The sequence below is a fragment of the Nitrospira defluvii genome, from assembly GCF_905220995.1.
Classification (GTDB): domain Bacteria; phylum Nitrospirota; class Nitrospiria; order Nitrospirales; family Nitrospiraceae; genus Nitrospira_A; species Nitrospira_A defluvii_C.
In genome coordinates, this window is sequence record NZ_CAJNBJ010000017.1 from 267,305 (window position 1) to 288,764 (window position 21,460).

The 21,460-nt window shown below is 58.9% G+C and carries 19 protein-coding genes; 2 read left to right on the plus strand and 17 right to left on the minus strand.

Annotation, left to right across the window (positions count from 1 at the left end; genetic code table 11):
• Nucleotides 1–167: 167 nt before the first annotated feature.
• From KJA79_RS16375 to KJA79_RS16385, 3 genes are read right to left on the minus strand one after another with little or no spacing between them, the layout of a single operon-like run.
• A complete protein-coding gene (locus KJA79_RS16375) occupies nucleotides 168–3,305 on the minus strand; it encodes an efflux RND transporter permease subunit (protein ID WP_213043137.1) in 3,138 nt (1,045 codons plus the stop codon).
• A complete protein-coding gene (locus KJA79_RS16380; protein WP_213043138.1) occupies nucleotides 3,302–4,522 on the minus strand; it encodes an efflux RND transporter periplasmic adaptor subunit in 1,221 nt (406 codons plus the stop codon). Before KJA79_RS16380 ends, KJA79_RS16375 begins: the two co-directional genes overlap by 4 nt.
• Complete coding sequence (locus KJA79_RS16385; protein WP_213043139.1) at nucleotides 4,519–5,778, minus strand: TolC family protein; 1,260 nt, start codon at nucleotides 5,776–5,778, stop codon at nucleotides 4,519–4,521. The genes KJA79_RS16380 and KJA79_RS16385 overlap by 4 nt, the downstream gene beginning before the upstream one ends.
• Nucleotides 5,779–6,126: 348 nt before the next feature.
• On the opposite strand from KJA79_RS16385, the gene KJA79_RS16390 reads away from it, so the two are divergent.
• The gene (locus tag KJA79_RS16390) at nucleotides 6,127–6,306 is read left to right on the plus strand and encodes a hypothetical protein (RefSeq protein ID WP_213043140.1); all 180 of its coding nucleotides are present in this window, start codon (nucleotides 6,127–6,129) and stop codon (nucleotides 6,304–6,306) included.
• A gap of 494 nt (nucleotides 6,307–6,800) precedes the next feature.
• Here the strand turns inward: KJA79_RS16390 and KJA79_RS16395 are convergent, their stop codons facing one another.
• The 8 genes from KJA79_RS16395 to KJA79_RS16430 form a co-directional block, all read right to left on the minus strand.
• Nucleotides 6,801–7,574: a transporter gene (locus KJA79_RS16395; RefSeq protein WP_213043141.1), complete on the minus strand. Its 774-nt coding sequence runs from the start codon at nucleotides 7,572–7,574 to the stop codon at nucleotides 6,801–6,803.
• On the minus strand, nucleotides 7,571–8,581 hold the full coding sequence (locus tag KJA79_RS16400; protein ID WP_213043142.1) for a hypothetical protein: 1,011 nt from the start codon (nucleotides 8,579–8,581) through the stop codon (nucleotides 7,571–7,573). The genes KJA79_RS16395 and KJA79_RS16400 overlap by 4 nt, the downstream gene beginning before the upstream one ends.
• Before the next feature lie 532 nt (nucleotides 8,582–9,113).
• Entirely contained in the window at nucleotides 9,114–9,563 is a 450-nt protein-coding gene (gene tnpA, locus KJA79_RS16405; protein WP_213043143.1) for an IS200/IS605 family transposase, read from the minus strand.
• Between the two features lie 134 nt (nucleotides 9,564–9,697).
• On the minus strand, nucleotides 9,698–12,517 hold the full coding sequence (locus KJA79_RS16410; RefSeq protein ID WP_213043144.1) for a heavy metal translocating P-type ATPase: 2,820 nt from the start codon (nucleotides 12,515–12,517) through the stop codon (nucleotides 9,698–9,700).
• On the minus strand, nucleotides 12,514–12,732 hold the full coding sequence (locus KJA79_RS16415) for a cation transporter (RefSeq protein ID WP_213043145.1): 219 nt from the start codon (nucleotides 12,730–12,732) through the stop codon (nucleotides 12,514–12,516). The genes KJA79_RS16410 and KJA79_RS16415 overlap by 4 nt, the downstream gene beginning before the upstream one ends.
• Before the next feature lie 171 nt (nucleotides 12,733–12,903).
• Nucleotides 12,904–13,533 carry an RNA polymerase sigma factor gene (locus KJA79_RS16420; protein WP_343224261.1) on the minus strand — a complete coding sequence of 210 codons (630 nt, stop codon included), beginning with the start codon at nucleotides 13,531–13,533 and terminating at the stop codon, nucleotides 12,904–12,906.
• Nucleotides 13,534–13,613: 80 nt separating this feature from the next.
• Entirely contained in the window at nucleotides 13,614–13,988 is a 375-nt protein-coding gene (locus tag KJA79_RS16425; RefSeq protein WP_213043147.1) for a carboxymuconolactone decarboxylase family protein, read from the minus strand.
• Nucleotides 13,985–14,425 carry a heavy metal-responsive transcriptional regulator gene (locus KJA79_RS16430; protein WP_213043148.1) on the minus strand — a complete coding sequence of 147 codons (441 nt, stop codon included), beginning with the start codon at nucleotides 14,423–14,425 and terminating at the stop codon, nucleotides 13,985–13,987. The genes KJA79_RS16425 and KJA79_RS16430 overlap by 4 nt, the downstream gene beginning before the upstream one ends.
• Before the next feature lie 459 nt (nucleotides 14,426–14,884).
• On the opposite strand from KJA79_RS16430, the gene KJA79_RS16435 reads away from it, so the two are divergent.
• The gene (locus KJA79_RS16435) at nucleotides 14,885–15,223 is read left to right on the plus strand and encodes a hypothetical protein (protein WP_213043149.1); all 339 of its coding nucleotides are present in this window, start codon (nucleotides 14,885–14,887) and stop codon (nucleotides 15,221–15,223) included.
• 35 nt (nucleotides 15,224–15,258) lie between these two features.
• On the opposite strand, the gene KJA79_RS16440 is transcribed toward KJA79_RS16435, so the two are convergent.
• The 6 genes from KJA79_RS16440 to KJA79_RS16465 form a co-directional block, all read right to left on the minus strand.
• Nucleotides 15,259–15,951 carry a c-type cytochrome gene (locus KJA79_RS16440; protein WP_213043150.1) on the minus strand — a complete coding sequence of 231 codons (693 nt, stop codon included), beginning with the start codon at nucleotides 15,949–15,951 and terminating at the stop codon, nucleotides 15,259–15,261.
• 106 nt (nucleotides 15,952–16,057) lie between these two features.
• On the minus strand, nucleotides 16,058–16,795 hold the full coding sequence (locus tag KJA79_RS16445) for a TIGR04283 family arsenosugar biosynthesis glycosyltransferase (RefSeq protein WP_213043151.1): 738 nt from the start codon (nucleotides 16,793–16,795) through the stop codon (nucleotides 16,058–16,060).
• A gap of 20 nt (nucleotides 16,796–16,815) precedes the next feature.
• A complete protein-coding gene (locus KJA79_RS16450; RefSeq protein ID WP_213043152.1) occupies nucleotides 16,816–17,271 on the minus strand; it encodes a hypothetical protein in 456 nt (151 codons plus the stop codon).
• Nucleotides 17,272–17,341: 70 nt separating this feature from the next.
• Nucleotides 17,342–17,830: a FixH family protein gene (locus KJA79_RS16455; protein ID WP_213043153.1), complete on the minus strand. Its 489-nt coding sequence runs from the start codon at nucleotides 17,828–17,830 to the stop codon at nucleotides 17,342–17,344.
• 29 nt (nucleotides 17,831–17,859) lie between these two features.
• Nucleotides 17,860–21,030: an efflux RND transporter permease subunit gene (locus tag KJA79_RS16460; RefSeq protein ID WP_213043154.1), complete on the minus strand. Its 3,171-nt coding sequence runs from the start codon at nucleotides 21,028–21,030 to the stop codon at nucleotides 17,860–17,862.
• Between the two features lie 67 nt (nucleotides 21,031–21,097).
• A complete protein-coding gene (locus tag KJA79_RS16465) occupies nucleotides 21,098–21,454 on the minus strand; it encodes a hypothetical protein (RefSeq protein ID WP_213043155.1) in 357 nt (118 codons plus the stop codon).
• Nucleotides 21,455–21,460: the final 6 nt, after the last annotated feature.

A 21,460-nucleotide genomic window follows, 5' to 3' on the forward strand; every position in this document is an offset into this window, starting at 1 on the left:
AATGCTGCTTCGCCCTCTCCCAGAGGACAAACCGGCTATGGATATTTCAATGGCCCTCCCCGTCAAGATCGACCGGGAGAGGGGATCCGTAGACAACCACCACGACTCATTGCCCTCAGCGCTTAGCTCCCCTCACTGATCGTTTGACACGATCCCCTTCTCACGCTTCAGGTCGTCGCCTCCCTGCCAGCCCCTCGGAGGAGCGTTGAGGACTCGGCTTCGCGCCGTTGAACGAGTCGTTGTTCCATCCATCGATAGAGCACCGGCAAGACCAGGAGGGTCAAGGCCGTGGAGGAAAACAACCCCCCGATCACCACTGTTGCGAGTGGGCGTTGGATTTCGGAACCGGGTCCGGTGGCCAGCAGCAGAGGAAGGAGCGCCATCATCGCGACAACTGCAGTCATCAGGACCGGACGCAATCGGAGAACCATCCCGGTCAGCACCGCTTCATCCAATGCCATGCCCTGTTCCCGCAGTTGGTTGATGTAGGCGATCTTCACGACCCCATTGAGCACCGCCACACCGAACAATGCGATAAAGCCGACAGAGGCCGGAACCGAGAGATACAGCCCGCCGAGCAAGAGCGCCAGGAGGCCGCCGACCATTGCGAACGGAATCGCGAGGAGAATGAGTGCGGCCTGCCTCAGGTTTCCGAATGTGAAAAACAGCAGCAGAAAGATCAGGCCAATGACCAAAGGGACAACCACGGCCAGGCGTGCCATCGCCTGTTGTTGGTTCTCGAATTGGCCGCCCCAGGTGAGGTAATAGCCCGACGGGAGCGGCACCAGACGCGCCACTGCTACCTGGGCCTCTTCCACCGCACCGACGAGATCACGTCCAACCACATTGGCCTCGATCACAATCCGGCGGCTCGCATGCTCCCGGCTGATCTGGGCCGGCCCGTCCACAATCCGAATCTCGGCCAGATCCCGGAGCGGAATCCGGGAGCCGTCCGGGGCCGTCACCCACAACGCCGCAATCGTCTCGACATCAGCACGCCGATCGTCTGGAAATCGCACCATGATCGGAAAGCGCCACTGTCCTTCGAAGACCTCGCCGGCGGCAATGCCGCCACCGACGGCTTCAATCACCTCTGTGATCTCGGCCACATTGATCCCATATCGCGCGATCCTGGCACGGTCGATGTCGATCTTCAGATAGTACAGGCCCGACACCTGCTCGATCCGGAGATCGGACAGGCCGCGCACCTGCCGCAGCACCCTGGCGATCTCCTCTGCCTTGATCCGCAACGTCTCAAGTTCGTCGCCGAACAGTTTGACGGCGACCTGAGACCGGACTCCCGAGACCAGTTCGTCGACGCGCATGGCGATCGGCTGGGACAAGCCAAAGGCGATGCCAGGCACTTGCGCCAGCCGCCGACGGATCTGCTCCTCGATGTCAGCCTTAGACTGCGCCTGCCACTCGGACTCGGACTTGAGTAAGACGTACATGTCGCTGAGTTCCATCCCCATTGGATCCGTCCCGAGTTCGTTGGCGCCCGTGCGCGAAACCACGGAGCGCACATCCGGTACCTCCAGCAAGAGTCGTTCGACCTCCCCCGAAATTTTCAGTGATTCGCTGAGGCTGATGCTCGGGAGCCGCATCACATTCACGACGATCGTGCCTTCGTCCATGATCGGGACGAATTCCCGACCGATGAACGGGACCAGGGCCGCTCCGCCGACAAGTACACCGGCCGCCGCAAGGACGACCAGACGAGTTCTGCGGATGGCCCCCTCCAACAGCTGGCGATAGAGCCGTCGCCCTCTCTCCAATAGATGCCCACCCTCCTCCATGACACCAGGCTTCATAAGCACCGCCGCCAGCACCGGAACCACCGTCATCGAAAGCACCAAGGAGCTCAGGAGGGCGATCACCACCGTCATGGCCAGCGGGATAAACATCTTGCCCTCCATCCCTTGGAGTGTCAGGAGCGGGACGAAGGTCAACGCAATGATCAATTCTCCGAACAGGCTCGGCCGCCGCACTTCCAGGACGGCGCGTAAGACGACTGGCAAACGGTCGGTAACCGAGAGGGCTCGGCCCGTGGTCTGCTCGCCCAGATGGCGCTCGACATTTTCTACCTGCACGATGGCCGCATCGACAATCATTCCCAGCGAGATGGCCAAGCCACCCAGTGACATCAGATTCGCCGACAGGCCGACCTGTTGCATAATCAGAAATGTAGCCAACGTGGCCAGCGGCAATGTCAGCGCGACAACGAGCGCGCCGCGGAGATTCCGGAGAAAAAGATACAGGACGAGGATGACGACCGCGGCACCCTCCAGCAGGGCCCGCTCAACGGTATCGAGTGCCCGTGCCACCAATTCGATGCGGTCATGGAACGGCACCATCTTCACGCCGGCCGGCAGCACCCGGTTGATCAACTCGACCTTGTCTTTCACCCCCGCGACGATCTCCCGGCTATTGCCGCCGCGGAGCATGACGGCAATGCCTTCGAGGACCTCGCCCTTCCCGTCGCGCGTGACGCCCCCTAATCGAATCGCAGTCCCTTGGCGAACTTGGGCCACGTCTCGAAGATAGATTGGTGTGCCCCTGTGCGCAGCCACCACGATTTGTTCAAGGTCCCCCACAGAGCGGGCCAGTCCCACCCCGTGGACGACCAACTTATCTCCGCCCTGCTCAATGTAACTGCCCCCGGCATTTTGATTATTCCCTGCGACGGCCGCGTGGACTTGGCGTAGTGTGAGCCCAAAGCTCGTCAATCGATTGGGATCGACGAGGACTTCATACTGCTTGGCCAAGCCACCCAACGTGTCCACATCCGCGAGGCCTGGGACGGCGCGCAGCATCGGGCGGATGACCCAGTCTTGGAGGGTCCGCAAGTCGATGAGGCTCTGTGTCGAGCCCTCGACGAGATACATGAAGACTTCGCTCAATCCCGTACTGACCGGTCCGAGTACGGGCTCGGCGCTTGCTGGAAGCCGGGATCGCGCCTGGAGCACCCGTTCCAAGACGAGTTGTCTGGCGAAATAGATATCCATCCTGTCCTCAAAGACGACCGTTATCACCGAGAGTCCGAATCGTGACACCGACCGCAGTTCCGTTTTCCTCGGGAGGTTCGTCAACTCGATCTCCAGGGGAAAGGTCACGAGGCGTTCGATTTCTGAAGGCGCCAGAGAGGGCGCCCGGGTGATGACTTGAACCTGGACCGGAGTGACATCGGGAAAGGCATCAATCGGGAGGTGGCGGAACGCGGCCACGCCGCTCACGATGAGCCCGAGCATAAGCAGCAGCACGATGAGTCGTTGTTCCAGCGCGCCGCGGATCAGCCGTTCGATCATGGCGCGCCCTCCGACGGCATGTGCTCGCGGAGCAACTCAGACTTGAGGGCGTAACTGCCCTGCGTGACCACTTCCTCTCCTGCCGTGAGCCCAGCCACAACCTGGATGTAGTCGCCCGAGGCCTGGGCGACGGTCACCTCACGGGATTCGAACCGACGCGGTCCTTGCACAATGAACGCGACCGTCCGGCTGCCAACCTGCTGCACGGCTGCGCGCGGGACGCTCAAGACGGATTGCTCGTCCGTCATCAATGTGACGTCGGCGAACATTTCGGGTCGTAATCGGCCGTCAGGGTTGGATACATCCGCCCGTGCCGTCACGGTCCGCGTCGTGGGATCGATCACCGCGCCAACATAGGTAATGGCACCTCGAAACACCGTCTCCGGATAGGCCGACACTCGCAGCTCGATGGTGAGGCCGGTCTTCAGTCGACCAGCCTGTTGCTCCGGGAAATCGGCACGCACCCAGACAGTCGAGAGGTCTGCCACTGTGAAGAGCGTCTTATTGGGATCAATGACTTCGCCGATGGTCGCGTTCCGCTCAATCACTTCACCGGTAAAGGGCGCCCGCAGGAAGACTTGCGCAACCTCCGCATGGGGCAAGGTCTTGGCGGCCAGCCGCTCGATCTCCCGCTCCGTCATGCCGAGTAAATGCAGCTTTTCCTCCGCTTCGTGGAGATCGGCACGAGCATTCTCATGGTCCGCCTCGCGCCGTTGATATTCCCCCGCGCCGATCGCACCGCGATCGATTAGGGCTTTGGCACGCTCCAGCGCTTGTTCCGTCACACCCACTGTGGTCCTCGCTTTCCGATACTCCAACTGAGCCCCTCCAAAGGCGGGGCTGTCGAGTAACAGCAGCCGGTCCCCTTTCCGGACTCGGTCGCCGAGGTTGGTATACACAGCCACGATACGGCCGGGAACTCGCGCGCTCAGATGCGCTAGTCGATTCTCATTGACCAAAATCTTCCCCGCCTGGGCCTTGAGGGCCGTGCGGATCGGCCGGAGCGCTGCTCGATCGGTCTGTAGATGGGTGAGAGTCGGACTCCCATCAGGCAGTTCGATGATACCGGGTTCATTCAACGCCGTGGCCGCTTGGGCAGGCGGTTTCGGCGCATCCTCTTGCTTTGACTGACACGACGTACTCACTATGGCGACCAACAGGAACAGGCCGATCGTTCGATAAACCGGTGATGAACGCCTCACCATGTGAACGTTCATGGCAACCCTCCCACCGCCCGCTCCAATCGGGCCAGCGCGATGGAATGATCGGCTCGTGCCTGGGCATATTCGAGGAGCGTCTGGCGGTAGACACGCTGCGCATCGATGACTTCGAGCAAACTCGCCACTCCATGGCGAAAACTGAACTGGGCGATGTCGAACGCTTCTTTGGCTTGATAGAGGAGTCCTTGCTCGAAGACCTGCATCTGTTCTTGAGCGGTCCGCACCTCCTGAAAATGCTGCGTGATGGTCTGCTCCAGTTCCTGCTGCACGCGAGCCCGTTCGGCTTGCGCTCGTCGATGAGCTCCCATCGCCGTCCCGATCTCTCCCTGTCGGCGATACCACAGGGGCAGCGGCACACTCAGCCCCGCCGTGATGGATTCGTCACCGGCTTCTCGATGATACTGGCCGATCACGGCCACGTTCGGCATGCGCGAGGCGCGTTCCTGTTCGATCGTAAATTCGGCTTGCTCGACCGCTTTCTGTTGTCGGCGAAGTGCGGGATGTCGGTCGAGTGCCTGCTCTATCAGGATATGGAGTTCCAGACCCGCCCTCGCCGTTTCAAACTCCCCCTGGATGGCAAATGATTCTCCGAGGGCCTTACCTGTGACCGTATTGAGTTTGGCACGAGCCACCAGGAGCGCGTTGTCCGCCCTCGCCAGATCCTTCCGTGTTTTTTGGAGTTCAACGGTTGCCTTGACCAACTCGAATTTCGGCGCTTCTCGCGTGCTGACCCGCGCACTCACCAATTTCACAAGATCTTCGACCGTCTTCAGGTTCTCCCTCGCGAGCTGTGCATCCTGTTGCGCCAGGAGCAACTGGAAAAACGCCCCTTTTACTTCGGTCATGACCAGCACTTTTGTTTCGTCCATGCCGGCGAGGGCGCCGGCCACACCTGCGTCGGCGGCGCGTTGTCGGGCTGTGCGTTTGCCCAGCCACTCCAGCGGCTGCTCCACGGTGATCGTCCGTTCGGTGATCGAAACACCGGTATTTGGGTCCCGAATCGACCCACGGCCGGCCGACCCCGTGATGGTGGGATTCAAATAGGCACCGGCCGTGACGCGCTGACTTTGACTCTGTTCCAGCACTGCTTCCGCGCCGTTCATCATTGGGTTGTGTCGGAGCGCGAGTTGTACGATTTGGCTCAGCGTGTATCCGCCCGGGCTCGGTTCTGTGGCATAGCCCGTCGGATATGACTCAAATATCATCGCGCATCCGAGCGCGGCGACGATTCTCCAAACGAGTGCAGGCCTCATGCTGGTTCTCCCCCATCGGCGCCTTGGCGAGCGACTTCCGTTACACGCAGCCACGGACGTGCCGTGCTGAGCGCCTATAACTACGTTGAAGCGTGAAGAGCTGGAAATAAGCGTGGGTCAAACAGTCGGGGGAGGGCGAGAGGAAAAGGTGGTCACCAAGAGCACAGTGGTTGGCGAAGGACTGGGTTGCGGCTGCCACACGGCCTGAGGTGGCGCGGGCGGGTTCGCGTGGAAGGAACGTGCGGCCACCTCCAGCGCGGTGCCTTTGCCGACTTGCGGCTCGCCGGAGAAAGCGAGAACCAGATCAATTGCAAGGTGCTCCGGCCCGTGAGGTAGGAGCGTAATTACATGAAGCGGACAGCGGGTTTCGCCGTCTGCGACCGAGGCATGATCATGGTCGGAGAACTCACACACCAAGTCCGTGGAGAAAACCGTGTGGACCGTGCCACCATGCACGTGATCCGAGGCCCCATGGCGATGATCGGCCTCGGGATGAATATGGACCAACGGCACGGCAAGCACCCATAAGGACGCCCACATGAGAACCGCGAGGCGAAACCATGATGCGTTGCCATGCTTTAATCGCATTGAGTACTTAGCGTAGCACAGTTCTCTGCCCTCATCAATCAACGCCATCCTTACAGGGGCCTATCATTGCTGCACAGCGTATCCTATCAACCGGCGAAGCTCTGAGCGTCGCGTGACGACATATCCGACGGGATTAGGACACCTTTACGTTGACCATCCCACCGACATTGGAGCGGCGATACGACCCACTTCCACCTGAAACGCTGCGGCTCAGACACAGTAGTGATGATGACTTGCCTTTAGGCCTATGACTACCCGAGGTTTCTCCTCTCTCCGCGCGGTGGAGCGAAACACCATGCAGTTAGACAACCGATGCAAATAGCACCGTCTGTTGTTGTTTGACGAGGACCGGCAGCCCTCGCTTCCCAACAAAGCCACCGCGACGAGGGCGATTAGGAGGCCGAACGTCGTGAGTGCTATATATTCCTCCTTTTTCAGAAACCCACAGATAACCCAATAGTGCTGAAAAATACCGACCGATCGGCCGGTCCGAATAACTCACTCCCGATCCCTATATCGGCGACGACTCGCGAACTGATCTGATGCCGAAGACCGATCCCGATCCCTGTCGGATTCCGTTGGCCCATCAGATCAGATTGACGGGTGAAGACGTTGGCTATGATGGTATCGCGAAAACTTGTCGGATACCCGAGGGGATAACTCACCGCCGCCACAACCCGGTACGTTCCACTCCGTTCCTGGCCCTGCGGTGATCCTAGAAACGTATAGCCGACATTGAGATGGGTTCGCCATTGCCCGAACGAGCGCGTCATGACCCCGGTCACCGCGGTATCGACTCCCTTCGCATTCACACCGGTGGGAAACCCCAGTTGTACGCGGGCTGCGAAGGCCGGCAGGCTCAGGGTCTCGGTATTGAAGTTATACAGCGCGCCGACCGTGAGATTGCCAGATTTATCATCCCCCACGACGGACCTCGGGTCCGTCGACACATCGCTACTCAACTCCAATTGGGTATTGTTCAAGGCCCCGATGATCAGCTGGGGCTGGAACACGAGCCGGCTGTCCCCTCGCTTGCGGTCACTAAATAATAGTCCTCCCTCGACCCCGATCTCTCCTTTCGGCACCACATAGGCATCTTCAATGGCAATGGGACGGTTGGGGTCCAGATTGTCGTGGTCCAACGCCCAGACGACGGTCGGCACTATCAGTAGGAACAGTATGACAACCCTGGAGGTATTACTCTTCACTGGTGACCTCCTGAGTGCCCGGACTGTTCGCCTGGCGCTCCAGGTTCTACAGTTGGCACTGAGCCCGAGTGGTGGGGTTGTCCATCACGCACAATGAAAGGATTCGTGGCATCCGCACTGGCCCAGTAGTAGGCCTGGGTCACGCGGTAAATTTCTTGGCGCTTTTCCTCCCAGGTCGGCAGGAGATCAGTGGTGAGGATGTCACTGATGTTGTCATGCATCATGTGGAGGTTATCGAAGATGTTCGCAATCTCGGGATACTCCGCCGCAAACTTCGGGCTCAGTTCTGCCGTCATCGGCATAAACGTCCATTCCACCGGTGGCTTGTCCAGGTAGCCGTGGTAGGTACGCAGGATCGGCGCCACGACGTGCTCTTTGGCGTCCAGTGTCGGGGCTGCGCCCAACGGGTCATACACGGCGACTTGCAGATAGTGATAGGCCCAGATCGTCGCGTTGAAGAGCGGGAACTTTCGGCGGAACGATTTGGAATAGGCAAAGGTATCCAACCGCTGATGATCCAGTCGCTTGGCCGTAATCGCATACTGACTCTCTCGGTAAAACGCCAGCACCTTTCGAATGGCGGCCGCTTTATCCACCAAGTCAGAGCTATAGATGTCGTATGTGGCGCGATGCAGGGCATGGGCTTCATCAAAGGTGTTCTGCGCCTTCCAGGCCAACTTCATATAATTCGGCGCGATCGCTTCCTCGTTCGGATTGAGAACTGGTCGAGACGCAATAAACCGGAGCGTCTCCTTTCGAGCCCGGTCCTCGATCGCAGGGACATCCTTGGCGCCGGTAAGCAACAGATTTTCATAGAGATTGGAATGTCCAAAGTCGACCCCGTTGAATTCGATATCGAGCGCTTGCAGGTTTTCTCGCAGGGCAAAGTTCCAGAGCGCTCGGTAATAGAACCGCTTATCCCGTTGCTCGATCTGGGTGCAGGCCCCCGTGACGCCGGCAATGAGAATCGCGGCGCCGAATAATGCCACTAGCTGTTGCGTACGCATGGGTGTGCTCCTCTGGAACGCTTGAACGGATCCGCTGTTCACACACAGCGGACCAGACAAGCGAACCTGTCAGGTGGTGTTCTGATCACACGGTCTGGAAAAGGAAACGGTGCGTCAGCGCGCGCGAGGAGGATGAAACTGATCCGCAAGCAGTGTGAGAGGAGGGGCAGCGGAAACGATGAGACTCAAAAGGCCCCCTACGGTGAAGAGCATCCCCACCGTATTCATGGCGGCCGAACCCATGCAGGTTGAGCAAGAGGGGGACGCATCATGGTGCAGATGATCTGAGGCCAGGTGATGGCTCCCCATGAGCGGGACCATGCACACCACAGAGAGACACACCAGAATGAGCAAAACCAGTTTAGACATCGCTTTATTCATCCTACATCAGCCCACGGGCGTGGTCAAATGGCGACACCTGCTTCAGAGTGTGAGCCTTCACAAGACGGCAAGGTGCATCTCGAAAATGTTGCCCAGGTCGACCATAGTGGTAAATGAAGCTCCCCGCAGCAAGCTGCGGGGTATCACAGAACTAAACCATTCGGAGCTGCCGGAGATCTTCGCGGGGGTGCCCTTGCCGCTGCACGTACCGTTCGACGGTCTGCCAGTTCGCTCGCGCCCCCACCGTCGCCACATCGTACCCGTCGGTCCACAATTCCCCGCCCCACAGCACCCGTTTGACGGCAGGCTTCCGTCGAAAGATTTCCCGTGCCGTGATGCTCTTGAACATCTGCACAATCCGTCCCGGCGCCATGTTCGGATGGGCACTGCAGCGCAGATGGGTCTGATTCTGGTCCGTCCCCATCGCTTCCCTCTCGATTGGAAATCGTTCCGCAATCTCAGCCGCCATTTCCTCGATGATCGCCGTCACCGCCTCATCCAGCAGCGCCTTGCGGTATTTCACCGGAAACGCCATATGGTAGTGGATTTGCCATGCACAGTGAGCCCCCTTTCTGACTTCTTCTTCCTTCTGGTCCGCCATACTCCAGAGGGTACCAGAGAAGATGATCCCCGTAGCAAGCTACGGGGAATCACAAGTTGAATTTGGCTGCTTCGGCATCTTGGTCTTACACGCTCTTTGTTCCGTTGATCGCTCGCACGCCGCATCCGCACCCTTCACGCGACCCGCACACGCCGGAGTCGCAAGCTGTTCGTCACCACGCTGACTGAACTGAACGCCATGGCCGCACTGGCGAGAATGGGACTGAGCAGAATGCCGAAGGCCGGGTAGAGGATGCCGGCCGCGACCGGAATGCCGACGACGTTGTAGACAAATGCCCAGAACAAATTCTGTTTCATCGTCCGCATCGTTCGCCTGGCCAGAAGAATAGCCGACACGACGCCGTGGAGATCGTTCCGCATCAACGTCACGTCGCTCGCTTCCAGGGCGATATCGGTGCCGGTGCCGATCGCGAACCCGACATCGGCCTGCGCCAAGGCTGGAGCATCATTGATGCCATCGCCCACCATCGCGACGACCTCTCCTGCCTGCTGACGGCGTCGGACCTCGACCACTTTGCCATCCGGCAATACCCCAGCGACCACGCGGTCGATCCCGGCCTGCCGTGCGATGGCCTCTGCCGTGCGGTGGTGATCCCCCGTCAGCATCACCACCGTGAGCCCCAGTCGTTTCAGCCTGTGTATGGCTTCACGGGATGTCGGCTTGATCGGATCGGCTACCGCGATCAACCCCGCCAACTTCCCGTTGATCACGATATACATCGGCGTTTTTCCCTCACCGGCTAGACGTTCCGCTTCCGCTTTCATTGCGGCGAGATCCACCGCATACTCACCCATGAGTGCCTCATTGCCGACAGCCAGCGCGGCGCCGTCTACCACGCCGGTCGCGCCCCGTCCCGTGACGGAGTGGAACGAGTCTACCGTCTCGAGGGACAGCGCCTGCTCCTTCGCATACCGCAGGATCGCCTCCGCCAGCGGATGTTCAGAGGAGGTCTCGATCGAGGCGACCAGTCGTACGAGATCGTTTTCAGACCACTCTGTACCCAAAACCGGTACCACGTCCGTGACGGTCGGCCGCCCTTCGGTGATCGTGCCGGTCTTATCCAACACGACGGTGTTGATCTGACCGGCCCGCTGCAACGCCTCGCCGCCCTTGATCAAGATACCCCCTTCGGCTCCCTTGCCGGTCGCCACCATGACGGCAGTCGGCACGGCAAGTCCCATCGCGCAGGGGCAGGCAATGATCAGGACCGCCACCGCCGCGGCAAACGCACGCACGGCCGGCGCCTGGTCAACGGTCACAAACCAGATCACAAACGTCGCGATCGCGAGTGACAGCACGATCGGCACGAAGATCCCGCTGACCTGATCGGCAAGCCTCTGGATGGGTGCCCGTGAGCCCTGAGCATCACGCATCAGCTTGACGATATGGGCCAGGACGCTGTCCGCCCCCAGCGTCGTCGCGCGATACCGGAAGGCGCCGGTCCGATTGATCGTGCCGCCAATGAGGCGATCCCCTGGCTGTTTCTCGACCGGCAATGATTCGCCCGTCACCATCGATTCATCGACCGCGCTGGTCCCTGAAATGATGGTTCCATCTACAGGAATGCGTTCTCCCGGTCGCACGATCACGATCTCCTCGCTCTGCACTTCGTTCACTGGGATGTCTATCTCAGCGCCGGCCCGCACCACCCGCGCCGTGTTCGGTTGGAGTTCCACCAGACGCCTCAAGGCCGCAGAGGTCTGTCGTTTGGCCCGTGCCTCCAGCGCGTTGCCGGTCAGGATCAGCGCAATGATCATGACCACCGCCTCATAATAGAGGTCCGGCAGCACGCCCCGATTCAGAAAGAACTCCGGCGCCACAGTCGCCAGCACGGAGTAGAGGAAGGCTGCCCCTGTGCCGACTGCGATGAGTGTGTTCATATCCGCCGAGTGATGTCGGAAGGCGGACCAGGCGCGCACGTAGAAATGTCGCCCTGCCCACCCCATGACGAGCAAGGTCAGCGCGAGCAGCGTGTACGAGAGCACCCATGGGGTGAACGCATAGAGCCAGGGAGCGACGGCGTGGATGGCGGGGGTCATGGATTTCATCGCCCATCGCATGAACGGATCGGCAACCGGTCCATGAACATCCGCCTCGGCAGACCCCATGAGCGGCATGGACAGTGCCATGGCCAGTAGACCGATGCTTCCACTCCACAGCGCCTTGTGCCTGAGTTCCCGATATTCTTCCTCCTGCGCCCGATCCTGTGCCTCCTGCTCATCGAACGCGCTCTGATCCTGCGCGCCTAGTTCCGCGCCATAGCCGGTCTCGCGGATCGCCTCGACCAGGACCATGGGGGAGGTCACCATAGGATCGTACGTGACGGCGGCATGCTTCAGCATGAGGTTCACTGAGGCGTTGAGGACGCCCGGCGTTGCCTGCAACGCCCGTTGCACTCGCGCCTGACAGGCGGCGCAGGTCATTCCCTTCACGGGAATCATGACCTTCTCACGGGTCGTTGCTGTGGTTCCGGTGTCAGTCGTCTCTGTCCGGTTCCGTTTCTCTATCCCCATCACAGGAATCGTGGTTGGCATGGTATTCTCCGAGTCAGTCTCCTCTTGCACAATGAGCCGACCGCGCAACATGCTCATCCCGCAGGTGAATTCGAAATGGCCTGTCTGTGCCGGCGTCAGCTCGAGCGAGGTCTTTCGGAAGGCGGGCAAGAACTTGCGGACCCCGAAATCCGAAAAGACGATCTCTTCCGAACAACCTGACCGTTCTCGTCGGTCGAAGACGAGCCGGACCAGCTTGTCCCTCTTCACGCTTACCACGGCTGGGTGATAGCCGCCTTCAACCACAATGGCGACCTCCTGGACTCCCTCCCCGTCGATCCCGGCGTTCGACACCGGCTGTCGGGCCAGAAAGAAATACCAATTGATCCAGGCGATTAAGGAGATGCCGCCGATGATGACGATCCATTCCATCATGCTCATGCCACCCTCCTGACCAATTGGGTCTCATATCCTGCCTCGGTCACAGCCTGGATAATCTCCGTGGGAACGATTTCCCTCGGGTCATACACGACGATCGCTTCGCCGACCTTTACGCTGTTTACCTGCACGCCGTCGAGCCGGGTCAGCGCCTTCGTGACCTGTCCGACGCAATGCCCGCAGCTCATCCCGGTGATCTTCAGGGTCAATTCGTCCATGGCGAACCTCCTCAGTGAGTGGGTTTCGCGCGTCTCACAATCAAGAAACGCGCATCCTTCACCCCTTCAGACGGAAGAGGGCGCCAATTATTACAGTGTCTGTGGATACAATTGGGCTGGCGTGGGGATCAGGCTAGGACTCGCCGTTGCGGATAGTGCCGGCAGACTGGTTTATTCGCACGTGCAATTCAGACAGCCGTGTGTGCTGCAGGCACCGCAGGACTGCTCCAGGCTGGCGCGCAAGGCTTGACGGGCTCGGTGCAAACGAACCGTGAGATTGCTTTGGGAGATCTTTAACTCCTCAGCGACGCGTTTCGGAGAGTCGTTCTCGAGATCGATTCTCCGGATGAGCTCGGCATAGTTCGAACGCAGCATCGGCAGGAGACGGTGAAGGCAGGTGCAGACGGTGGCTTTCACCTCGTCGAGTGGAGGCTCCGTATCGTCTCCAGAGAGAGTCAGTTCTTGGAGAAAGGCTTCATTGCGACGAGCGTCCGCACCTTTCGACCGATAATAGTCGATGAGGGTGTGGCGAATGATTGTATAGAACCAGGCCACTACACTGTCATCATTTCGTACGGAATGGTGACGTTGAACGGCTCGGACTATACTTTGTTGCAATAAGTCCTCCGCCAGAGTCTCGTCACCGACACAACGACGTAAAAACACTCGGAACGCAGACTCATGCCCGAGAAGCCGTTGGATCATGTCGTTCAGGTGAGGTTCCGGAGTCCCGTTCGATGCGGCAAAGAAACCCTCGCCTTGTGGTTCTGATTGGTTCCTCTTATTCATGGAGTGCCTCATGATTCGTAGCCTACCGTCTCTCCAGACGCGCAACAGATGCTAGACGTTCAGAAATATCATGCAAGGCCAGTCTTGTCCTCTCATGCGTCGGAACCGCCGTGCTCGCAACACAGCGCGGTCGTGTCTATGGGCCCACCTATCAGACATTCCTTGTAGATTCGATACGCCTTGAGCGCCCACTCTTCGCCGGGACAGCCTTGCATCGTCATGGCCACGTCGAGGAATTCAATCAGTTCCTCCTGAGAGACACCCTTCTCATGGGCCATCCTCACATAGGCCCTGATACAGGGTTCGCAACGAATGGTGATGGAGACGACCATTGCTGCCAGCAGTTTAAATTTTGCTGCGACCGCCGCATCCCGATAGGTCTCCTGGCGCATGCGTAGTAAGCCGCCGGTCACCTGTGGGCTCAAGCGACGCAGTTCCGCGAACAGACTCTCGCGATCCGTTGTCATCGTTTTTCCACTCCCTTCTTCATATCAGCCGTTGTTTCGTCTTCGAGGCTCATCAGAATCGGACAGTGACCGGTGGGCCGGCCAACTCTGCAAGCTCGGATCAGGGCTTTCAGGGCCTGGGCCAGCGCTTGTAAGTTTTCAACTTTGGATTCCACCTGCACCAGTTTCGCCTGAGCCTTGTTCTGTACCTCGCCACAGCGAGCCGTTGAGGTAATCCGCAGGGCAAGCAACTCATTGATCTCGCGGAGCGTGAAGCCCAACGCCTGCGCGTTCTTGATGAATCGCAACTGCCGTTCCTCTTGGTGACTATACAGTCTGTACCTCGAAGGCCTCCTTGCTGAGGGTCTGAGCAGATTCAAGCGCTCGTAGTAACGGATTGTTTGGATATTCACTCCGACAATTTTTGCAAGCTGACCGATAGTCAGTTGAGCAGCCACGTCACCACCCTGGAAGACAGTCTACACCTTGCACTCTGGTAGAGAGTCAAGCGCTTCAAAATACATCTGATACCCCTTGACCCGGTACTACGGTACGGGCTGTAGCATGGCATTTGGAAAGGAGGTGATTGCGATGTGTCCATGGGTTGAACAATTTGGCTTTTGCCCCTATGAGGCTGCCTCTAAGGTGTGGCAGTGGGTGCATAACCTCGTGAGCTGACCGCTGAGAGGGCAGAAGGGCGGCTTCTCACGGTGCCGCCCTTCTGTGTCTCCTCTTCGTTGAGACAATAGCGTGCGAGTTATTCCGCCTCGCGTCTGAGACGCGCGCAAGTATCCATCCTGAAGAAAAAGTTGAGCATGGGCTATAAATTAGATGAGAACAGACCTCTTGAGCGTTGTTGACCTGCCTACTGGCCTGTGTTATCGGAAGCCTGTCTTTCTCCTGTATGGAGGTTAGCCATGAACACATGCTGGCGTCCGGGATACGTTGGAGTCCTACTGGCAATTACTCTCATTGGGTGCACGTCTGGTCTCCCGCGCGAACTGGTAGAGCGCAACGATCATGCAGGGCTCGTCCAGTGGTATCAGCAAGAGGCAACAGTCCTTCGTGCCAAGGCTGACCAGATGCGCGCGATGGCTGACGAATATGCCAAGCCGGCCTATCAGCCTTCTCCCAAAGAGACCAGAACGGAACTCATCAATCATTGCCTGCGCTTGTTTAATTACTACACGAAAGCGGCGGAAGAAGCGGAGGCACTGGCCAAGATGCACCGAGAGCGTAGCCCGGCCATTCCCTAAGAATGGCACAGTGCACTGGGAACTCCGGTCCGTAATCAGCGAGACGTACGCTCCAAATACGCCGTGATGTCCCTGACCTCCTGATCTGTGATCTCCCGTCTTCCCATGCTCTTCATGTTCTGTCGCATCCGCTTCACTACAGCCGTCCATTCTAAGGCTGTGTGCTGTTTCGGATCAGGGAGAGCGTGGCATTGTGCACAAGTCTGCTGAAACAGCGCGGCACCCGGTGAGTCCGGCATGAGCACTGTGCCCGGTACCAATGCCCGCATCGCGTGCTGTTGAAGATACTGCAGCAATGTCTCTTCTTCCTGGGAGGACGGAGCTTTCACCTGCATCATCATGCCGCGCATTCCGGCCATCATCCGCTCGCGCATCAACATTCGGCCAGCCACACGAGGCCAGTCTTCTGCCGTGTGCATCCGCGGACTGGGAAGATTGTGACATTGAGTGCAGTAGGTGCTCAGCAATTTTGCCCCACGGCTTTCTGGCTCAGGAAGGTCTTGAGGCGTAATGCCTGGCGGTAACATCCCGCCCATCATCTGCTGCATCATGTCCTTCATGTGGCCCTGGTCCATCATGCCCTGATCGTTCTTGTCATCCATGCCCATCATCCCCATCATCGGCATCATGCAGGACACCACGGCACCCATCAGAAACAAGCTTGCACCACTGAGGACCAACACCATGGTTGTGAATAGTCGGCTAGAAGGTTCGCTTCCCTGCGTCATCGAACATCCTTCCCATTTCGTAAGACTGACGCTCAGCACACAGCAGAAAGAGAGTCCGTTTTAACGCACGACAGCTGAAGTTCTCTTCTTCTCGCACATACACGTTTCATGGCGGAGTTTGCACCTGGCCTTTGACGGGGCGATAGAAGCGACCGAGAGTATAGGGAGAGACACCGAGCCAGTACAGCACTTGCAAGGCCGTCCACAGTCCTAAGGTCCTCACCAAGCCACATCGTTCGATTCGGCGCGAAGAGGTCGTGACGGTAGCCGGACATTCGACGAGGCGGCCCCTGGCCTTCAGGGATTGCAGGAGCGCAACATCCTCGAAAATTGGAAACGGCGGAAAGCCGCCCATAGTGGTGTAGTGATGGCGTTTCACAAAAATCGCCGCGTCTCCATAACATAGTCCTACCTTATGCAAACGACGAAATAGCCACGTCAGGAAGCGTGCGCTGGATGTTGAGCCGGCGAACGTGACCGCGAAGCATCCACCAACGATGTCGGGACCTTGTAATGCCTCCTTGATATGCTCCACAGCGTTGGCAGGTGGAATCGTGTCGGCATGCACAAACCATAAGATATCCGCCTTAGCCAGACTGGCGCCCGCGTGCAACTGCCTTCCACGGCCGCCTTGCTCCCGCATGACGCATGCGCCATGCTGTCGGGCAATCTCTGCCGTCATGTCCTGACTCCCGCCATCGACGACGATCACTTCTTTATGGCCTCGCAAGCGAGCTATGGCATGCAAGGTGGCGTCAAGCTCATCCGCTTCATTCAAAGCCGGGATGATAATCGAAAGGTCCGGAAGCGACTCTGCTTGGAATCGTGAGTGCTGTTGCGCCATGCGGCGTGCTCCTTCGTTCTTCAGCGATGCCATATCGTGACGACCCGGAAGATCAACGGCGGGAGCAGCAGCATCTGGGCCACCGAGCTGACGCCCACGGCAACGCCCGGAATGAGGGGCATCTCTGCGGTATAGCTCCACCACTTCGCCCCGTAAATCATGATCCATTCAAGCGGAATGATCATGACAAGCCCGGTAACGGCCATGAGCGCATACCCTCGCAGCCCAGGATGCTGAAACCATCCTGGCTGACCAAACCAGATCCACCCGATGCAGAACATGAGCAGGACGAGCAGGCCGTCGCCGAGACTCATCGAGAAGCACTGCCACCAGGGAATAGAGGTTCCATCCCTTGCAACGTAAAGCGTGGACTGAGCGCGTTCCCAGGGATAATTGAAGACAACCGCCGCAATAAAGATGCGTGCTAGAGTCGTGGCTAATGGGGTCCTTGAAGCGTCCTCCCACAACCGGCTCATCGTCCGCCACCTGTCGCGACACAGCCAGGGGACCGCACCGTCAGAGTGTTGCTCTAAAGAGCCCTGCTTCTCAGAGCACGGTGACAGTGAAGTGTTCACGCCGTTCGGCTGCCCCCGCCCGCTGGATCTTGACGGTGATTTGCCATTCTCCTGCCATGCCAAAGTTGGTGTTTGCCTGATACACGTCTCTAGTCATGGCCGCTGTCTCTTCCATCACAGTCATCCCTGGCATCGTCATGGTCACATCAAACGTCACCACGGCGTCTCTGACGGTTCCTCCGGAAGCATCGGTCAGCTTCACGCGCAACACATTCTCGCCCACTGTCGGTTTCGCAGGAATGGTGGAAAAGGCCACCATCAGATCCCCCACCCGTTTTTCAGCCTTCGTGTTATCACCCTTCGTTCCGGTCATCTCATGACTCCGGCCTTTGTCCCCCATGTCCATCTGTCCCATGTTGTCCTTGCCCATATCCATCTTCTCCATCGGCATCATGCACATACAGCCCGACACCACCGCCGGCATCAGGGACGCTGCAACAAACTGGGTTATGGATGTCATCGCACTTCCCTCCTTGAGGTTGTTATTAGTCAAAGATTCTCTAACGGGACGAGACGTTTCTCCGCCCCGGCCTCGACAGGTGCCTCGGCCGGCAGAGACCTGCCCCGCCACAAGGCATACAACACCGGAATGACGACCAACGTGAGCAGGGTGGACGACACCATGCCGCCGATCATCGGTGCCGCGATCCGCTTCATCACATCCGCGCCGGATCCATGGCTCCACATGATCGGCAACAGCCCGATCAAGATGGCCGACGCCGTCATCACCTTCGGCCGCACACGCTGGACCGCGCCTTCGATAATCGCCAGGTGAAGATCCGCTACGGAGTGAAGCCGCCCCTCCCGTTCCCACCGTTCATAGGCTTCGTCGAGGAAGATAATCATGATCACCCCCGTCTCAGCCGCGACGCCGGCCAAGGCAATGATCCCCACCCAGACGGCCACGCTCAGGTGATACTGGAGCAGGTACAGATACACAATTGCCCCGATCACCCCAAATGGCACCGACAGCAGCACGATCAGACTCCGAGTGACGGACCGAAAATTCATGTAAAGCAAGACGAAGATCAGAACAATAGTCACCGGCACCACGATCCTGAGGCGGGCCTTGGCCCGCTCCAGATATTGGAACTGTCCCCCCCACTCCAGTCGATAGCCGGGCTTCAGGCGGACTTGCTCGCGCACCACCCGCTGCGCCTCGGCGACATACCCGGCCAGATCCCGTCCCGTCACGTCCACGAACACAATGCCGGACAGCGAGCCTCGTTCATCGCGAACCGTGGGGGGGCCGGTCACCATCGAAATCTGGGCGAGCTGAGCCATGGGGATCGTCGCTCCACTCGGCGTCTCCACCAGGACGCGTCGCAGTGATTCCGGATCGTCCCGCAGGGCCCGGGCATAGCGGACATTAATGGGATACCGTTCTCGACCCTCGACCGTCTGTGAAATGTTTTTCCCCCCGATGGCCGACTCGATGACGTCCTCGACATCTTCGACGGTCAACCCGTACCGGGCGATCGCATCACGATCGACCTGAACATCCAGGTAGTAGCCCCCTGTGACCCGTTCGGAATAGGCGCTGCGTGTCCCGCGAAGTCCTTGCAGGAGGCTTTCGATCGTGAGTCCAATTCGCTCGATCTCAGCGAGGTCCGGGCCCAGGATTTTAATGCCGAGATTGCTGCGGATCCCGGTGGCCAGCATCTCCGTCCTGGTCTGAATCGGCATCCACCAGATGTTCGGCATCCCAGGGAATTTCAGCAGCGGGTCCAGCTCAGCAATCAGCGAATCCCAGGTGACGCCTGGCCGCCACTGCTCTTCGGGCTTCAAGGTCACCGTCGTCTCGGCCATACTGAAATGGGCGGGATCCGTGGGTGTTTCCGCTCGCCCGACTTTTCCGAACACATGATCCACCTCCGGAAACTGCTTCAGAAGCTGGTCTTGTCGCTGTAAGAGCCGTGTCGCCTCGGTCACCGAAATCCCCGGCAACGCCGTCGGCATGAAGAGGATCGTCCCTTCGTTGAGCGGTGGCATGAATTCGGAGCCCAGCCGTGCATACAAAGGAACGGTGACGGCCACCGCCAGGACGGCGAGGATGATGACGAGCCACCTGACGCGCAACGCACCGGAGACGATGGGCCGGTACAGTCGCAGCAAGACTCGATTGATTGGATTGCTCTCCTCAGGACTGATCGTTCCCTTCAGCAGCCAGACCATCAAGAGCGGTGCAACTGTGATCGAGACAAGGGCCGCAAAGAACATGGCCGCCGTCTTGGTGAACGCAAGCGGCTTGAACAGACGCCCCTCCTGAGCTTCGAGTGTGAAGACGGGCAAAAAGGAGATCGTGATGATGAGGAGCGAGAAGAACAGCGGCTTGCCGACCTCCTGCGCGGCCTGCACGATGACGGCTGCCCGAGAGCCTGAGCGACCGCCGCGCTCCCATTGCTCCAAGCGTTTGTGGGCATTCTCGATCATCACGATCACGGCATCGACCATCGCGCCGATCGCAATCGCAATACCGGCCAGGGACATGATGTTGGAGGTGATCCCGAGATAGTACATGGCGAGAAACGACAGCAGGATCGCGACCGGCAATGTCAGGATGGCCACGAGGGCCGAGCGGAGATGAAACAGAAACAACAGGCTGATCAGACTGACGACCACGCTCACTTCAATCAGTTTTTCCTTCAGCGTGGCGATGGCTCGACGGATCAATTCCGACCGATCGTAGACCGGAATGATCTCCATACCCGGTGGGAGCGACGGGCCGATTTCGGCCAACTTGTCCTTGACCCGCTCGATCACCGCCAGCGCGTTCTCCCCATAGCGCATGACGATGATCCCGCCCACCGTCTCGCCTTGACCATCCAGTTCCGCCACTCCCCGGCGCATATCCGGCCCCAGCACGACCTGGGCAAGATCCCGCACCGTAATCGGTGTGCCTTGCTGATCCGTCCCAACGGCGATCTTGCGGATATCATCCAACGACCGGATATACCCTCGCCCGCGCACCATATATTCGCGCTCCGTGACTTCCAGCACCCGTCCTCCGACATCGTTGTTACTCCGCTGGATCGCCTCGATGACCTTCTTGAGCGGAATGTGATACCCGAGCAGCTTCGTGGGGTCCACCTGCACCTGATACTGCTTCACGAACCCGCCTATGGACGCGACCTGCGCCACACCCGGCACGCTTTGCAACCAGTAACGCAGATACCAGTCCTGAAAGGTCCGCAGGTCGGCGAGGTCGTGCTGGCCGGACTTGTCGACGAGGGCATACTGAAAGACCCAGCCGACACCGGTCGCATCAGGGCCAAGCGTCGGCGAGACGCCCTCCGGCAGCTTTCCCTTGACCCCTTGCATGTACTCCACGACTCGGCTTCTGGCCCAGTAGATGTCCGTTCCATCTTGGAAAATGATGTAGACAAACGATAGCCCAAGAAAGGACTGGCCCCGGACATTTTTGACTCGGGGCGCCCCCAGCATCGAGGTCACAATCGGATAGGTGATTTGGTCCTCCACGAGGTCTGGGCTGCGTCCCGGCCACTCGGTGAAGATGATCACCTGCACATCAGACAGATCCGGAATCGCATCTAATGGCGTGTGATAGACGGCCCATCCCCCCCAACCCATCAGGAAGAGCAGCGCGAGCGAGACCAGAAATGTATTTTTTGTACTCCACTCGATGACCCGTTCGATCATTTTTCACCCATCTCGTTCCGAATGCCTCTGGTAAGGCCGCAGGCCGGATGCCCTTCTCTCTGTCGCATCACGGGATGAACCCACGATGAGATTTGGCCAAGTTCTCAGCTTCTTTTTCTGCATTCCTATAGGCCGCGGCGAGGATCGTACATTGTTGGACAAAATCAACCTTAGGACTGCCGTGGGACATCATCCGCTGTGCTCGTTCTGGATCCCTCCGGTATTCCTCCACCATCTGATCCATTTCCTTCGCCTTCTGACGGAGCCTGGCTGCTTCATTCTCATACCAAGCGACCAACGCCACATGATCATTCCTGGCTAACAGCTCAGCAGGAGGAGTGGCGACGAATGAGCAGGCTGACAATCCCAGCGCCACCAGAAATACAAGCATTGTGATAAGTCTCGTTCGCCAAACGCTTTCCATGGTCGT

Coding starts and splice junctions, on each gene's coding strand:
- KJA79_RS16375 (WP_213043137.1), bottom strand. CDS start 3,305: ATGATCGAACGGCTGATCCGCGGCGCGCTGGAACAACGACTCATCGTG.
- KJA79_RS16380 (WP_213043138.1), bottom strand. CDS start 4,522: ATGAACGTTCACATGGTGAGGCGTTCATCACCGGTTTATCGAACGATC.
- KJA79_RS16385 (WP_213043139.1), bottom strand. CDS start 5,778: ATGAGGCCTGCACTCGTTTGGAGAATCGTCGCCGCGCTCGGATGCGCG.
- KJA79_RS16390 (WP_213043140.1), top strand. CDS start 6,127: ATGAAGCGGACAGCGGGTTTCGCCGTCTGCGACCGAGGCATGATCATG.
- KJA79_RS16400 (WP_213043142.1), bottom strand. CDS start 8,581: ATGCGTACGCAACAGCTAGTGGCATTATTCGGCGCCGCGATTCTCATT.
- tnpA (WP_213043143.1), bottom strand. CDS start 9,563: ATGGCGGACCAGAAGGAAGAAGAAGTCAGAAAGGGGGCTCACTGTGCA.
- KJA79_RS16410 (WP_213043144.1), bottom strand. CDS start 12,517: ATGAGCATGATGGAATGGATCGTCATCATCGGCGGCATCTCCTTAATC.
- KJA79_RS16415 (WP_213043145.1), bottom strand. CDS start 12,732: ATGGACGAATTGACCCTGAAGATCACCGGGATGAGCTGCGGGCATTGC.
- KJA79_RS16420 (WP_343224261.1), bottom strand. CDS start 13,533: ATGAGGCACTCCATGAATAAGAGGAACCAATCAGAACCACAAGGCGAG.
- KJA79_RS16425 (WP_213043147.1), bottom strand. CDS start 13,988: ATGACAACGGATCGCGAGAGTCTGTTCGCGGAACTGCGTCGCTTGAGC.
- KJA79_RS16435 (WP_213043149.1), top strand. CDS start 14,885: ATGAACACATGCTGGCGTCCGGGATACGTTGGAGTCCTACTGGCAATT.
- KJA79_RS16440 (WP_213043150.1), bottom strand. CDS start 15,951: ATGACGCAGGGAAGCGAACCTTCTAGCCGACTATTCACAACCATGGTG.
- KJA79_RS16445 (WP_213043151.1), bottom strand. CDS start 16,795: ATGGCGCAACAGCACTCACGATTCCAAGCAGAGTCGCTTCCGGACCTT.
- KJA79_RS16450 (WP_213043152.1), bottom strand. CDS start 17,271: ATGAGCCGGTTGTGGGAGGACGCTTCAAGGACCCCATTAGCCACGACT.
- KJA79_RS16455 (WP_213043153.1), bottom strand. CDS start 17,830: ATGACATCCATAACCCAGTTTGTTGCAGCGTCCCTGATGCCGGCGGTG.
- KJA79_RS16460 (WP_213043154.1), bottom strand. CDS start 21,030: ATGATCGAACGGGTCATCGAGTGGAGTACAAAAAATACATTTCTGGTC.
- KJA79_RS16465 (WP_213043155.1), bottom strand. CDS start 21,454: ATGGAAAGCGTTTGGCGAACGAGACTTATCACAATGCTTGTATTTCTG.